Genomic DNA, 249 nt, shown 5'->3' with positions numbered 1-249 from the left:
CAGTCAACTCTTTTTTACTAAAAACATTATCTATGCCATCAAAGTTGCCTGCTAGCTAATTTTTAGGATATCGCCTTGTCGTGGATTATGCACTCTAAACATGTAGAAGGTATTCATTATAAATACACAGACGGCCATCTTTTGTAAAATGGATGCCGTTTTAAGTGAGATTCTGATTTTCAAATTGTTCCGGACTGAGACCGCCACACCAACTGTACCATCGCCAGCGATTGTAATCGCACTCGATAT

At 39.0% G+C, this 249-nt stretch carries 1 protein-coding gene; it reads right to left on the bottom strand.

What is annotated here, in order from left to right:
- Positions 1 to 160 precede the first annotated feature (160 nt).
- Positions 161 to 249, bottom strand: an 89-nt coding sequence (locus KI369_RS30130; RefSeq protein WP_206499386.1) for an IS3 family transposase, incomplete at its 5' end; no start/stop codon positions are given.

Origin of the sequence: Bacillus sanguinis (assembly GCF_018332475.1) — a bacterium.
In the GTDB taxonomy this organism is placed as follows: Bacteria; Bacillota; Bacilli; order Bacillales; family Bacillaceae_G; genus Bacillus_A; species Bacillus_A sanguinis.
The sequence above is the reverse complement of the archived record's forward strand: the minus strand, read 5'-3'. Positions and strand labels throughout refer to the sequence as shown.